Source organism: Pseudoalteromonas sp. UBA2102, assembly GCF_002331165.1.
GTDB classification, from domain to species: domain Bacteria; phylum Pseudomonadota; class Gammaproteobacteria; order Enterobacterales; family Alteromonadaceae; genus Pseudoalteromonas; species Pseudoalteromonas atlantica.
In genome coordinates this window covers 593-15,144 of sequence record NZ_DCYU01000059.1, presented here as the reverse complement: position 1 = coordinate 15,144, position 14,552 = coordinate 593, and the positions used below count along the sequence as shown (strand labels likewise).

Below are 14,552 nucleotides of genomic sequence, written 5' to 3'. Positions count from 1 at the left end.
ACTTTATTTTTTGTCCCCTTTATCGAAATAAACTAATATTAATTATATTTAAATTGATGTGAATTATTGGTTTTTAATATGTTGACTATGTTTATATATTGATACTAACATTCACAAAAGAAGCGGTACTTTCACTTCTTAAGCTATTTATTTAATGGCTAAAATAATAAATATATAAATAAAATTATTTCAGGGAGAATCCAATGTTAAATAACCAAGTTTCAAAAGCGGTGCGCTTAGCGATTGCTTTTGGTACGGCATCTACAGCTGTATTTTCAGCAAATTCAATTGCTGCTGAAGAGGGAGTTGAAAAGGTAGAGCGTATAGAGGTTACCGGTTCACGAATTAAACGTGCAGATCTTGAAAGCGCTTCACCAGTGAGCATTATTACTACTGAAGATATGAAAGTTCAGGGTATTTCAAATATTTCCGATGCGTTACAAAACCTTACCGCTCAGTCGGGCGGATTAACTGCTGCTGTAAATAATGGCGGTAATGGTAATGCAACTGTTAACTTAAGAGGTATGGGTTCATCACGTACATTGGTACTTGTTAATGGACGCCGTATGATTGCCTCAGGTACTGGTGCATCTTCTACCGTGGATCTTAATGCCATTCCTTTTAGCGCTGTAAAACGCATAGAAGTTTTAAAAGACGGAGCATCAGCTGTTTACGGCTCTGATGCTCTTGCTGGTGTGGTTAATATTATCATGCGCGATGACTTTGAAGGCTTTGAGCTAGATGCCAGCTATGCAGAGACAGGTGAAGGTGACGGTGAAGAAGCTAGCTTAAGTAGCACCTTTGGTGTGAGCAGTGATAAAGGTAATGTTGTTGTAAACGTTGGTTTTTACGACCGTGGTACTGTACGTGCTAGCGACCGAGATTATTCAGCATGTCCATACGCTGAAAGTGGCGGTGAGCGTTTTTGTGCCGGTTCTGGTAACTCTTTAGGTATGAATGCAATCTTAGATGATGGTAGAAGAGTTCAGTTTGAGCCTGGCGGTAACGGTTCATCAACTGATACTGGCTATCACACATATGTGGGTAGTGGCGAAGGCAACGATACCTATAACTACTCTTCTGCTTCATACTTATCTACGCCTGCAACTCGTTATAATGTGAGCGTGTTAGGTAATTATGAATTAGCAGATAACTTAAACTTTTTTGCAGAAGCGTACTATACAAACCGTACCTCAACGCAACAAATGGCACCAGCACCTATCAACTACACATACAGTGTTGATGGTCGTAGTTGGGTATTAAGTCAAAACCCAGAAGTTTACCCATTCTCAGGCTTGTATGATTTTGCAACTCCTGGCGACAATGTAGACATGTTACCGCTGCGTCGTATGTCAGAAATGGGTGGCCGTGTATTCGAGCAAGAAGTAAATACAGCACAATTTACAACTGGTTTAGAGGGCTTTATCGCTGATCAATACGCTTGGAATGTGTTCTATACATATGGTCGAAATAGCGCTATTGACCGTTCTAAAAACTACATCAACGTAGACAAAATGATAGCGTCAGTAAATGAAAACTGTGAAGGTGTCTCGGTTACAGGTTCGCCTAGTGACTACACGGTTACAGGCAACGATGCATCTGCTCCATGTATTAACTACTTCGGTGAAGGCGCGCTTTCACAGTCAGATGCCGATTACTTGCGTTACACCGATCAGGGTACTTCAGGTACAGAAATGCACCACTTAGGCGCTTCAATTTCGGGTGATTTATTTGAAATGCCTTCTGGTGTTGTTGGCTTTGCATTTGGTCTAGAGCACCGTGAAGAATCAGCATTTAATCAACCAGATGCATTCTCTTCATCAGGTATCGGTTCAGGTAATGCTGTACAGCCAACTTCTGGTGGCTATAAAGTTGACGAAGCATATGTAGAGCTTGTTGTTCCACTATTGAATGATTTACCACTGGTTCAGTCTTTAGATTTAGAAGCTGCGCTTCGCTACTTTGACTACGATACATTTGGATCAGATACTACTTATAAGTTAGGTCTAACTTGGCGTATGACAGACGAAGTTATGCTTCGCTCTGTATTATCAACAGCATTTCGCGCACCAAGTGTAAGTGAGCTTTACGGTGGTCAGTCAGATAGCTTCACCAATTATACAGACCCTTGTACTGGTTTTGGTGGTGCTGGCTTTGATTCTAGATACCAAACAGCCTGTGCTTCTGATGCAGCAGCCGGCCTAATTCCTTCAGATGGTACGTTTGCACAAAACAGTGGTCAACTTCGTGCGGTTGTTGGCGGTAACCCAGACCTAGGTCCTGAAACTGCTGATACATTTACAGTTGGTCTTGTTGTTGAGCCAATTGAAGGGCTAAGCTTTACTGTTGATTACTACGATATTGAAGTAGATAACGTAATAAGCTCTGTTGGTATTACGACTAAGCTAGATAAATGTTATAGCGCGGGTGAAGAAGGTGGACAAGGTGGTTCTTTTGCACTTTGTGAAGGTGTTGTACGTGATGCAACGGGTAACTTTGATGGTACTCCATCACTTGATCAAAACCTTTCTACTTGGAACCTATCGGGCGTAGATTTCAACGCTCAATATAGCTTTGACGCTGCTGGCTTAGCGTGGAGAGCTGATTGGGAAGCTTCTTACATCTCTAAATGGGAAGTACAAGAGTTTGCTGGTGAGCCTATTCAAGATTACGTAGGTGTTGCATCAAGTGGTTCTGGCTCAATTCCTGAGTGGAAACATAATGTAAGCTTACGTGCAGCCGGTGATGATTGGACTGTTTCATACAAAGTGATGTATGTAGATTCGCTTGTTACAGAATCAGTTGCATTATTTGATGGAGACCCTGCGGATTACTATTCACCAGAAGCTGACTCGTTTGTATCACATACACTAAGTGGTACTTACCAACTTAACGAGCATGTTTCGTTACGTGGTGGTATAGATAACCTAACAGATGAAGAGCCTCCATATTACAGCGATTATGATGATGCCAATACAGATACTACGTTGTATAAGTACATCGGTCGTAACTTCTTTGTAGGTACAACTATTTCATTCTAAGCATAAGCTTTAATGCTAAGGCCGGTATATTATCGGCCTTTTTATTATTTAAGAGAACATATGCAAAGCCAAGGCATGTCATTTCAAGATGTAAGCAACTTAATCCTTAAGGAAATTAATAATAATAATTTCCTTAAGGCATTAAAAATTGCTAATTCGATTAAAAGTAATGAATCGAGTATTGTAGCGCACCTTCATCACTTAAAATCTATAGCATACCAAAAGAAAAAAGATTATATATTATGTTTAGCCGAGATTGAAAAAGGTATTAAACTAAGTCCACGTCATTTTCATTTAAATGTAAATAAAGCAAAATTATATAACTTGTTGGGTGAACCTGATAAGTCAATAAAACAATATTTAAATGTATTGGCTATATATAGTGACGATATAGAAACACTTTATAATATCTCTGTTTTGTACTTTAAAAAGAATGAATTTACTAAAGCAAAAGAATACATTGATAAAGCATTTACACTATCCCCTCAAAATGCAGTTATTCTCAGTGCAAAAATAAAAACAGACTTAAAGCTTGAGAAGTTTACTGAGGTCGATAGGCTCACAGATGATTATATTCGCAATTTTGGTGCTGATGCTAGTATTCTCAATAGTAAAGGGTTGGCTTTAAAAGCTTTATGCTTTTGGGATAAAGCAATTATAACTTTTGAGCAAAGCTTAAAATTAAGCCCAGGTTTAGTTGAAGCTAAGAAAAATATGGCCAGCTGCTATCACTTAGCCGGTAAGTTTAAAAAAGCCAAAGCAATATATACAGAACTAACAACTATCAACCCGCTAGATTTAGACAGTCATCATTGGCTAAACCAAATGCTATGGGAAACTGCAGACTCTGGTTTTTTATCCTCATATAACCATGCTTTAAAAATAACTGGAAAAAATACTGCACTGGAAGCTGAGCTTGCACAAAAGCTTTATACATCGGGTAAGCAAACTGAGGCTTACAAAATAGCAAAGCAAATACTCTCTCAAAGCAATTGCCCACAAAAAGCGTTTTCTATAGTGGGTGATTACGAACGTGAAAACAGCTTATTTGATGAATCTTTAGAGACCCATTTAGCTGCCAGTAATAGGTTTAAGAATAATCACGCGTACATAGAATTAGCCAAAAGCTATATTGCGATAGATAAACCAGGTCACGCATTGAACATTATAAATAAGTTATTAAATCAAGACGAATATAACCAAGAGTACTTGTGTATTAAAAATACAGCATTGAGATTACTAAAAAGCGAGCTGTACTCATATTACTGCAATTATGATTTATTTGTTATGCAGGAGAAAATAGCAACACCTTCTGGCTTTGCTTCTATAGATGATTTTTTAACTGAGCTTAAAGGTACGTTAAAACAGTATCATTATTATCAAAACCACCCTTTAGAGCAATCTTTAGTGAATGGTTCTCAAACCGCAGAAAAGTTATTTGATTATCAACTGCCGATACTAAAAATGCTTAAGCAAGAGCTATACGAGTTAACGTCATGCTTTTTAACAAGGCTTCCAAAAGATAATCAACACCCTTTTTTAAAAAGAAATGTTGGTGATTTTAAAGTGACTGATTCATGGTCGGTAATTCTGAAAGGTAAAGGTTTTCATAAAAATCATTATCACAGCCAAGGTTGGATGAGTTCACCATTTTATGTATCTATACCCACGCTGATATCCGAATCAACCAACCAAGAAGGGTGGTTAAAGCTAGGTGAGCCAGGATTTAATATGCACACTAAGCTTTTACCTGAGACAACATTAAAACCAGAGGAAGGCAAACTTATTCAATTTCCATCCTATTTTTGGCATGGGACTAATACCCTAAATAGTGAAATGGAACGAGTAACAATTGCTTATGACATACTCCCTCAACACACTTAAATTAAGGATAAACAATGAAACATCTTTGTACCGTATTATTAGTAATTTTAGCTTCAGGTTGCACTAGTGCAGCAGCGCTTAAGGCCAGTGAAAGCGATGGCAAAATATGTAAACTCGAAAAAACCACAGGTAGCAACATTGCAACAAGAGTGTGTAGAACACCTGAACAAATTGCTTACCAAGAAAAATTAAGCCAAGAGGCAATGAGAGAGATGACCCGTGGTAGTGTAAAAATTGATAAATAGACTTTAACTTTATAAGTTTATTAACCTCTATTAAAAAATTAATAGAGGTTAAATATTTTTTATTTGATATTAAAGTCCATTACTATACTTATTTTATGCTGATTTCTCATGCTAAAGTATTTGCTTTTATACCTTTTACTATGGAGTAAAATTGCTCATGGTAAAAATATATTGTTGGGTTTATACTTGCTTTGAAACTAAAAAGTTAACTCCAACAAGCAAGAGAGATATAAATGAAAGAAGTTCGATCTTTTATTAAAACAGCATCATTAACTGAGCTAGAAAAAGCACAACAATTAATCACTGATGCGATTGCAAAATATACTGAGCAGCTACAAGCTAAACAGGAAGTGTTGGATCTTTTAAAAGAAAAAGGACTTACGTTAGAAGATTTACAAGACGGTACTGCAGATAAACGTACTAAAGTAAAAGCTAAGTATCGTATTGAAGTAGATGGCGAAGTGATTGAATGGACCGGTCGTGGCCGTCGCCCTAAAGCGTTTGAAGGTGTTGATTTACAAAAGCACCTAGCTTAATAAAGTAAAAGAGAAGCCACGGCTTCTCTTTTTAATGGCGTATAACTTAATAACTAAACCTTTGGCTAAGGCTTTCGCTTTGTACTCTAGGTTTAATTGACCAAAACTTACCTTAAACTCCCCGCAGTCGCTTAGTATTTGTTAAACTGCATTTCTGGTTATTCTATTTACTATTTTCATGAGCTATAAATTAAGGCCGTATCAGCAAGAGGCCGTAGAGCGCACTGTTTTACATTTTCGAAAAACAAATGATCCTGCCGTGATTGTACTGCCTACCGGTGCGGGTAAAAGCCTTGTTATTGCAGAGCTTGCGCGTATTGCTAAGCAAAAAATTTTGGTGCTTGCACATGTTAAAGAGTTGGTAGAACAAAACGCACAAAAATATAAAAGTTTTGGTTTAGAAGCGAGTATATTTTCAGCAGGGTTAAAAGAAAAATCACTCAGCCACCAAGTTACCTTTGCCAGTGTTCAGTCTTTATCGCGTAATTTAAATAAATTAAATGAGCATTATTCTTTGCTTATTATTGATGAGTGCCACAGAGTAAATGGTGATAAAAAAAGCCAATATGGAAAGGTTATAAATACGCTCAAAGAATATAATCCTCAGTTAAAAGTATTGGGTTTAACAGCCACACCTTATAGATTAGGAATGGGGTGGATATACCATCATCATTACCATGGTTTTGTAAAAGGTAATAAAGAAAGTCCATTTAAAAACTGTATATTTGAATTACCGCTCAGGTATATGATCAAACATAATTACTTAACGCCGCCAAATGAAGTGGACGCGGCAATTAGTCATTATGATTTTTCGTCCTTGGCTACTAATGCGTTTGGTCAATATACGACTGATGACATGAATGCGCTTTTAAAAAATAGCGAGCGCGCAACGCAAGCTATACTGAAGCAGGTAATACAATACAGTGAAACCCGCCAAGGCGTGATGATATTTGCGGCAACGGTGATGCACGCGCAAGAAATTTTAACTTATTTACCCGCAGAGCAAAGTGCCCTTATAACTGGCGATACCCCAAATGCAGAACGCGATAAATTAATAAATCAATTTAAACAAAAAAACATAAAATACCTCGTTAATATTTCTGTTTTAACTACCGGATTTGATGCGCCACATGTCGATTTTATCGCTATTTTACGTCCCACCGAATCGGTTAGCTTATACCAGCAAATTGTTGGCCGTGGGCTTAGGCTAAATGAAGGAAAAACAGACTGCTTAGTTATAGATTACGCGGGCAACGGCTTTGATTTATTTCACCCTGAGGTGGGCGATAAAAAAGGTGATAGCGATAATGAGCCCGTTCAAGTGCTTTGCCCTGGGTGTGGGTTTGCAAATATTTTTTGGGGAAAAACCGATGCTGATGGCAAAGTAATTGAGCATTTTGGCAGGCGCTGCCAAGGTTTATTAGAAGATGACGAAGGCCATAAAGAGCAATGCGATTATCGGTTTAGGTTTAAAGAGTGCGAACAATGCGGCGCTCAAAACGATATAGCAGCTCGTAAATGCCATGATTGCGGCGCAGTAATGGCCGACCCCGACGACAAGCTACGTAACGCCCTTAATTTAAAAGATGCGTTAGTACTGCGCTGTAGTGGCTTATCAGTGGTAAAACTTAAAGATGATTTAATTAAAATAACCTACTTTGATGAAGATGGTGCAAGTTGCGATGAGGTCTATAACCTTGCTAGTAAAGGCGGGCAGTATATTTTTAATAAACAGTTTGGTAAACGCCTAGGGCAGGGGCAAGCGCCTGTTGAATTTAAAAGTGCTGAGCAGGTTATTAAGGCACAGTTTGATTTAGTGCCCCCTGATTTTGTTATCGCGCGTAAAAGTAAAAAGTATGGCTGGAAGGTATCTGATAAATTATTTGATTACACTGGCAACTTTAGAAAAGCTAATCAGTTAAGCGGTTAAGCTTAACTGATTTTTGTTAAGCGGCGTCTTCGTCCATTAAACCCCAGCCATCGCCATAGCCATTGTAACTGTTAGCAATACTTTCAAGGTATTGCTCTGCTTGGCCAAGCAATGTGTGCTCTGGCACCATTTGTACATGAGTAATCACTTCCCACACGCCTGTGTCTTTACATTTTTCAACGTTTGCGCTTTGTACTAATGCATCAGAGATTATTTCTTTGGCAAATTTTTCAGCATCAGCTTGTTGTTCAAATAAAATGAAAAAATCGATTTGGTGCATTTTGCTTAAATCAACGCCAGCAGCGGCTATTTCGGCTAAAAGTTGGCCGTTATCATCATCAGGGAATTGCATTAAAAACTCATTTAAAATTAATTTTGTATTCGTAGCCACTATTGTAACCAAAATATTGCTTTAAAGCGTATTAATTTTAACTTTATAGGCTTTAAAAGGGAGTGAAATTTGGTGCAAGATTACCATTAAGTTAATGTGTTGCTCATTATGGCTATGGTAGTATGCAACTCATTGGTGGTTAAATTTTAAAGAATAAAAAGTAAGGATATTTACTTGTTCAAACAGTTATTACGTTTTGTGTTTTTTTTAGCTTTTTTTATAAACACTCAAGCCAGCGCTGAGCAAAGGGTAATTGAAGATTACGAAATTAAAGGGATTAGTGGCGAGTTAGAAAGTAACGTTGAGCTATATTTAAAACAACTGGTTGGCGAAAAACCCACCAGAACCTTGCGCCGCTATGCTAAAAAGCAAGTGCAAAGCAGTATTAAAGCGCTGGGGTATTACAACCCAACGGTAGACATTGAGTTTGATAAAGACGATAAAGAGCTTATCGTTAAAGTAGAGCGCGGCCCTGCAACGCGCATAGAAGCTATTAATATAACGCTTAATGGTGAGGGTAAAAACGACTCGCAATTACAAAACGTTATTAAAAACTTAAATTTAACCCAGGGCGATATTCTTAATCATGGCAGGTACGACTCAGCTCATAAAAAAATAGAGTCAATGCTATTAGAGCTAGGCTATTTTGATGCTAAATGGCCAGCCCGAAAACTTGCTGTATCAGTGCAAAAAAACACTGCCGTTATTACATTTAATATAGATACCGGCGTGCGCTACACGTATGGCAATATAATCATTGCCAGCGAAACCCCCGCAGAAAAATACATTCGTTCACTTGCACCTTTTACCCAAGGGCAAGCTTATAAAGCCACACAAATTGCCGATTATAACCTTGAGCTCTCAAGCACACCGTATTTTGCAAGCGTGCGTATTTATGCCGATATACCAGCAAGAGCCAACGGCCAAGTGCCTATAAATATTGATGTGCTACACAAACCTGCTAATAGCTACGAAGTAGGCGGTGGCTTTAATACCGAGCTGGGCCCGAAAGTGCGTTTTAAATGGAGTAAACCCTGGATCACAGAAGACGGGCATTACCTCGAAAGCAATTTAAATGTAGCTGAGAAACAGCAAGATATTTCTATGGCGTACACCATTCCGGTAGATGACCCTAACGACGATTTATGGCGTTTATCAGTGGGTTACAAGTTAGAAGATGAACTTGCCGATGACATATACAGTGAAATACTGACCGGCCAACTGCAGCGCCAATGGTTAACTGAAGATAAATGGGTACGCACGGCCTTTTTACGTCGAGACCAAGAAACATACCGCATTGGTGATGAACCAGAAGAAAGCACCGAAATGCTTATGCCCGGTATTAGCTATGCCCGTAAAAAGTCAAAAGGAGGCACAACGCCTTATTGGGGTGAGCAGTGGCTAATTTCGGCTGAGTTTGGTTTAGATGATGTACTTTCAACCACCAACTTAGTGCGGGTGCAGCTGCAGCATGCGTGGCTGCGAACCTATTTAGATAAACACTTAGTTTTTTTAAAAGCAAACGTGGGCGCTATGCTGGTCGATAATATTGAAAACGTCCCTTACTCACTGCGCTTTTATGCCGGTGGTGACCAAAGTGTACGTGGTTTTGCTTATCAGTCTATTTCTCCACAAGATGAAGACGGTGATTTAATCGGTGGTAAATACTTATTAACCAGTACTATTGAATACAATTACCAATTTGCACAAAATTGGCGTGCAGCTTTATTTGTTGATGGCGGTACTGCCACAAATGACTTTTCGGACGACTTTGAAGTGGGCGCAGGCTTTGGCTTTCGTTATTTAACACCCATTGGCCCTGTGAAAGTAGACCATGCATGGGGGCTTACTAAAGAAAGTAAAAGCACACGTTTAAGCATTACCATAGGGCCAGAAATTTAATGTCAGTATTTAAAAAAATATCCGCCGCCGTCATCGGCGTTTTAATCACGCTTGCCGTTATTATATTTTGTTTGTTATTTACTGCGCCCGGTAATCAATTTATTGCTTATAGTGCCAATAAAATGGTGGACGGCTTACATATTGAGATTAAAAAAGGGCGCTTTTTATATAACAACCCGTTTAATGTGAGCTTTAAAAACCACAGTACAGATTTTAAAGCGCAGCAGCTTAAAATAGATTTATTTTGGTGGCAGTGCGATGGCCTATGTTTTGAAAATGTAAGTGCGCGGTCAATCAAACTTGCCCTTGGCAATGCACCCGAAGCCTCACAACAAAGCAACTCAGAGCCATTAGCTAAAATTACGTTTCCCTTTAATGTTGCCGTTAAAAATGTAGCAATAAACGAATTTGTATTAAATCATCCCAGTGCTGATGTAACCGTAAATAACTTTACCCTTGCAGCGAAAGCTGAAGATGCAACCTTAGCACTAAAAAGCCTAACTATTAGTGATGTATTGGTAAAGCTTAAAGAGCAACCAGCCTCATCTAATCAAGCAGCGGCTAATCAAGGCCAGGCGCTAACAGCGCTGCCTGCGTTACCAGATATAGAATTTACATCGCCCCTTAATTTACGGGTAGAGCAGTTTGACGTTAAAAAGGTGGATATTGAGCAAGGTGAGCAAACTCACACAATCGAAAATATAGCGCTTGTATTAAATGTAGAAGATGAAAAAGTTAACTTACAAACGCTTAGCGCGCAGTACCAACAATGGCAATTAAATACAGAGTTAACTAGTGAGCTTGCAGGTAACTTACCATTAAACGCTAAAGTAGCGCTAAACAGCGACTTGCACCAAGCGAATTTAGCGTTAAGTGGTGACCTATCTGATTTAAATATAAATTTACACACGACTGGTCAGTACCCATTAAATTTAACGGCAACGGCTAATTTAAAACAAAAAAATTATCCGTTTGAACTTACTGGTAAAGTTGAGCAATGGTTGATTGACGCTCAAAGTAACGAGCTAAAAGTAAATAATGTTGATTTATCAGCCTCGGGTAATGCGGATGATTACACGCTAAGTTTAAAGGCGCATAGCCAATTAGGTGCCTATCCAGCTGTAGTATTAAACACGCAATTAAACGGCTCGCTTAGCCAAGCGCAGCTAAGTACCTTAAGCCTAAACGCAAACGACAGTAGTGCAATATTTAAAGGTAATGTTAATTGGCAAAAGGGCATACAAGCCGACTTTACCGGTTCGTTAAATAGCTTAAAAGCGCAATACTTAACAGATGCGCTTACAAGTAATATTTCTGGCCAGCTAGAAGGGCGCTTTAATAGCGAAGGGCAAAACTGGCACTTGCAAATGGATAATACACAACTTGCAGGTACACTGAACCAAACACCGCTTGAATTTGCCTCAAACTTTACACTTAACAATACGCTAAAAGCCAACATAGACAGCCTATATTTAAGTAGCGGTGCCAATAAATTAACCTTGAGCGGGCAAGTTGACGACACCTGGCAGGTTGACGGAAAAGTAACACTGACAGGAAATGAGCAAACTAATCTGCCATTTGTTGCAAACGGTAAGGCCGATTTAAAAGTTAGAGGACCCCGTTTAACCCCCGCCGTTGATTTATCGTTATTACTCGATAACTTTATGTATAACGACATAAACGTTAATAAACTCGCCCTTAAAGGTCAGCTCGATACAGCCGCAGATTGGCAAACCGATGTGAGCTTAAACGTAGGCTCAGCAATGGTTGCTGATCAGGTAATTAATAGTGTTGAGCTAACTGCCACTGGCGATAAAACCGACCATCAGCTGGTTGCCGCCATAGATGCAGAGCAAGGCGCTGCTGAGCTTGAAGTAACCGGTAAGCTCAATAATGACGTGTGGAATGGCTCGCTCAGTAATATAACGCTAAGTGACAAAAAGCTCAGCTTTAGTAATAGTAAAAAAATTGCGGTGATGTTTAATACCCAAACCAGCGATTTTGATGTGAGTGCGCATTGCTGGCGCTCAAACAAAAGTGAGCTATGTATAAACACCCTTGCGCAAACTAAAAACTTGGGTCAATTTAATGCTACGTTGAGCAATTTAGCGCTTGAAGAGCTTAAACACTTTTTACCAGATAACATGCGTACGCGTGGAGATATAAGCGGCGACTTTGCTGCAAATTGGAACGAGGGCGCTTTAAAAACACTTCGCGCTAATTTAAATGCGGATGACCTTGTTGCTGTTCTTACCTCAGAGGAAGACCGGTTTAGATTACCCATCGAAACGCTAAAAGTCAGTGCCTACACTGATTCTCAAACGGGTAAACTAGAAGCCGATTTACGCTCAAGTGTGCTAGGTAAAATAGCCACCGACATTAATATTGATGATATTCAAAATCAGCAAACATTAAACGGTCACCTTAATATAGATAAAATATTACTATCAGACTTACATCCATTTCTCGAAACCCTTGAGCAATTAAAAGGCGATATAACAGGAAACGTGGCGGTTACTGGCACTTTGCAAGACCCACTATTAAATGGTGAGCTAAATGTCAGTGATATCAATTTAGAAGGTGAGCAGTTGCCGGTGGTGCTGCAAAAATCTAATGTAAATATTTTATTTGATAAAACCACCGCCACAATTAAAGGTAATTTAAACGACACCCAAGGCGGTAAAATCAACCTAACCGGCGACGTAGATTGGCAAGGCGTCCAGCCTGAGGTAAATGTAAGCGTTAACGGCGAGCAATTTTTTGTACGCGCGCAGCAAGGCGTGACGTTTAAGGTATCGCCTGATTTAACCATTGGACTTGCAAATAATGCATTAAAGCTGTCTGGCGAAGTGATAGTGCCTTATGGCAGGGTAATGATTGAAGAGCTGCCAGAGGGCGCCGTTCAAGTGAGCGACGATGAGATTATTGTTGATCAACAAACTGAAACAGCAGAAAACGTGCCGTTTGATTACGATGTAAATTTAAAAGTGATTGTTAAAAACGATGTAAAAATAGAATCGTTTGGTCTTGAGTCGAAAATAGCGGGTGATTTAGCCATCAAAATGAGCCAGGGCGCCCCAATAATTGCCACCGGCGAGCTAAATTTAATCGATGGTACGTATTTAGCTTTTGGCCAAGATTTAATTATTAGTACTGGGCAAATAGGCTTTAGTGGCTCAATTGAGCAGCCATTTTTAAATATTAAAGCCATACGTAATCCAGACACCACAGCAAACGATGTTGTGGCAGGTGTTACGCTTACTGGTAACGTTGAGCAACCTACCTTAAAAGTGTTTTCTGAGCCGGCAATGGATCAAGCACAAGCGCTGGCCTATTTACTCAATGGGCAGCCGCTAGGCGAGGGCGACAGTTCAAGCGATGCTATGCTTACTCAGTTATTGCTCTCACAAGGGGTGAGCCGTAGTGAAGGCGTTGTATCTAAAGTTGGCGAAACCATTGGTTTATCTGATGTAAGCTTAAGTTCAACGGGCTCTGGCGATAACACTAAGCTTGAAATATCGGGCTATGTAGCGCCTAGCTTACAAGTTAAATACAGCGTAGGGGTATTTGACTCGCTCAGCGAGGTCGCTATTCGCTATCAGCTGCTTTCGCAATTTTATGTAGAGATCACCAGTGGTTTAAATCAAAATGTTGATTTACTCTATAAGTTTGATTGGGACTAAATAGGCAGTATAAGGATTATATGAAAGGATTATATTTAGCAGCACTAATAACAGGATTAACTGGCTGCGCCCAATACACTGAGCAACACGCGGGCACTCAACAAACTCCAACCCGTAGCGCAAGCGAGGTAATAAAGCACGCTAAAGCGCACGAATGGCGAAATGTAGACAGGCAAAATGTTTTAAAAATTACGCTGCCTACAGGGGCGGCTTATGTTGAGCTTAACCCACAGCTTGCAGCTAAACATACTACGCACATAAAACAACTTGCACGAGAAGGCTTTTATAAAAATACCCGTGTTTATCGTTTTGTTGAAGGGTTTGTAGCACAAGGTGGCGACAGCTCAGGCAATAAAGCAATTAAAACGGCTAATAAAACTGTGCCTGCAGAGTTTTACCATAGCACCGCACAGCCGCTTAAAATTACAGAGCTACAAGGCGATGGTTACGCGCCTGTAACGGGCTTTTTAAACGGTTTTGCTGTCGCACAAAACGCCTCTAATACACAAACTTGGCAGGTACATTGCCACGGTGTGTTTGCCATGGCGCGTGGCAATGAGATAAACAGTGCAAGCACTGAATTTTTTGTCACCATTGGCCAAGGTCCGCGCTACCTTGATAAAAATATTACCGTATTTGGAAGAGTGCTTGAAGGTATGGAGCACTTTAATCGTTTACAGCGTAAGCCTGTTGCTAATACGCCATTTAACCCAATTACAAACATTGAGGTGTTAGCCGATATTAAGCGTGATAAAAGCACCTTTAATGTTATGAAAACAGACTCGCAATCATTTAGAGAATTGATTGAGGCGCGAAAAAATCGTACCGAACCTTGGTTTGTATACGCCCATAATTATGTTGATGTGTGCGCTATGCCTATTCCGACTAAGCGCATTGACTAGCTTATAACGGGTATAAAAAGGAGCTTAAGCTCCTTTTT

At 39.6% G+C, this 14,552-nt stretch carries 9 protein-coding genes; 8 read left to right on the top strand and 1 reads right to left on the bottom strand.

Annotated elements, in window-relative coordinates:
* Positions 1-203 precede the first annotated feature (203 nt).
* From B2R65_RS07490 to radD, 5 genes are all read left to right on the top strand, one after another.
* On the top strand, positions 204-3,041 hold the full coding sequence (locus B2R65_RS07490) for a TonB-dependent receptor (RefSeq protein WP_029774022.1): 2,838 nt from the start codon (positions 204-206) through the stop codon (positions 3,039-3,041).
* Positions 3,042-3,101: 60 nt separating this feature from the next.
* On the top strand, positions 3,102-4,925 hold the full coding sequence (locus B2R65_RS07485) for a putative 2OG-Fe(II) oxygenase (RefSeq protein ID WP_286741787.1): 1,824 nt from the start codon (positions 3,102-3,104) through the stop codon (positions 4,923-4,925).
* A 14-nt stretch (positions 4,926-4,939) separates the two neighbouring features.
* On the top strand, positions 4,940-5,170 hold the full coding sequence (locus B2R65_RS07480; protein WP_029774020.1) for a hypothetical protein: 231 nt from the start codon (positions 4,940-4,942) through the stop codon (positions 5,168-5,170).
* Positions 5,171-5,403: 233 nt separating this feature from the next.
* Positions 5,404-5,706 (top strand): H-NS histone family protein, encoded by a 303-nt coding sequence (locus B2R65_RS07475; protein WP_004585960.1) that lies wholly within the window; start codon positions 5,404-5,406, stop codon positions 5,704-5,706.
* A gap of 178 nt (positions 5,707-5,884) precedes the next feature.
* Positions 5,885-7,636: a DNA repair helicase RadD gene (gene radD, locus B2R65_RS07470; protein ID WP_286741786.1), complete on the top strand. Its 1,752-nt coding sequence runs from the start codon at positions 5,885-5,887 to the stop codon at positions 7,634-7,636.
* A 16-nt stretch (positions 7,637-7,652) separates the two neighbouring features.
* On the opposite strand, the gene B2R65_RS07465 is transcribed toward radD, so the two are convergent.
* Positions 7,653-7,988 (bottom strand): ribonuclease E inhibitor RraB, encoded by a 336-nt coding sequence (locus B2R65_RS07465; RefSeq protein WP_024033700.1) that lies wholly within the window; start codon positions 7,986-7,988, stop codon positions 7,653-7,655.
* Between the two features lie 237 nt (positions 7,989-8,225).
* Here B2R65_RS07465 and B2R65_RS07460 point away from each other — a divergent pair, with 237 nt between their 5' ends.
* Genes B2R65_RS07460 through B2R65_RS07450 form a run of 3 tightly spaced genes read left to right on the top strand, consistent with a single transcriptional unit; the run spans position 8,226 to position 14,514 of the window.
* Entirely contained in the window at positions 8,226-9,929 is a 1,704-nt protein-coding gene (locus B2R65_RS07460; RefSeq protein WP_414704499.1) for an autotransporter assembly complex protein TamA, read from the top strand.
* Positions 9,929-13,612: an autotransporter assembly complex protein TamB gene (gene tamB / locus B2R65_RS07455; RefSeq protein WP_286741784.1), complete on the top strand. Its 3,684-nt coding sequence runs from the start codon at positions 9,929-9,931 to the stop codon at positions 13,610-13,612. The genes B2R65_RS07460 and tamB overlap by 1 nt, the downstream gene beginning before the upstream one ends.
* Before the next feature lie 20 nt (positions 13,613-13,632).
* Complete coding sequence (locus B2R65_RS07450) at positions 13,633-14,514, top strand: peptidylprolyl isomerase (protein WP_286741783.1); 882 nt, start codon at positions 13,633-13,635, stop codon at positions 14,512-14,514.
* The last annotated feature ends 38 nt before the right edge of the window (positions 14,515-14,552 follow it).

Coding starts and splice junctions, on each gene's coding strand:
- B2R65_RS07490 (WP_029774022.1), top strand. CDS start 204: ATGTTAAATAACCAAGTTTCAAAAGCGGTGCGCTTAGCGATTGCTTTT.
- B2R65_RS07485 (WP_286741787.1), top strand. CDS start 3,102: ATGCAAAGCCAAGGCATGTCATTTCAAGATGTAAGCAACTTAATCCTT.
- B2R65_RS07480 (WP_029774020.1), top strand. CDS start 4,940: ATGAAACATCTTTGTACCGTATTATTAGTAATTTTAGCTTCAGGTTGC.
- B2R65_RS07475 (WP_004585960.1), top strand. CDS start 5,404: ATGAAAGAAGTTCGATCTTTTATTAAAACAGCATCATTAACTGAGCTA.
- radD (WP_286741786.1), top strand. CDS start 5,885: ATGAGCTATAAATTAAGGCCGTATCAGCAAGAGGCCGTAGAGCGCACT.
- B2R65_RS07465 (WP_024033700.1), bottom strand. CDS start 7,988: ATGCAATTCCCTGATGATGATAACGGCCAACTTTTAGCCGAAATAGCC.
- tamB (WP_286741784.1), top strand. CDS start 9,929: ATGTCAGTATTTAAAAAAATATCCGCCGCCGTCATCGGCGTTTTAATC.
- B2R65_RS07450 (WP_286741783.1), top strand. CDS start 13,633: ATGAAAGGATTATATTTAGCAGCACTAATAACAGGATTAACTGGCTGC.